General features: G+C 75.6%; 1 pseudogene. It reads left to right on the forward strand.

The features are described 5' to 3' along the window. A pseudogene (locus tag AX721_RS28695) lies at positions 1 to 139 on the forward strand (hypothetical protein); the annotation flags it as partial. Positions 140 to 360: the final 221 nt, after the last annotated feature.

Raw genomic sequence — 360 nt, forward strand, 5'->3', positions numbered from 1 at the left:
CCCCACCTCCACGAACCCCAACGCCGACCCGCCGAACCCCGCCTCCGACGCGTTCCACGCGGCGTTGGGGTTCGTGGAGGTGGGGACCGCGGCGTTCGAGGGCGGGAAGGCGGTGCGGTACTTCGAGCGGGCGGTGTGAGGGGGGGAGGCCAGGATGTGGCGGGCGGCGGCTTGTCGGCGACGACGAGGCGCCGCGCTCTAGTTGCGGTAGCGGGCGGCGAGGCGCCGGGCCTCGCCCTCGGTAAGGGTCGGCGGCCAGGCGAACTGCATGCGCCAGCGCATGCGGCTGCACGCCGGGCAGTTCCACTGGACCCGGCGGGCGACGTCGGCGAGGCGGGTGGCGTGGCCGCCGGACTTCAG

Source organism: Phenylobacterium sp. CCH9-H3 (assembly GCF_001557235.1).
Classification (GTDB): Bacteria; Pseudomonadota; Alphaproteobacteria; order Caulobacterales; family Caulobacteraceae; genus Phenylobacterium.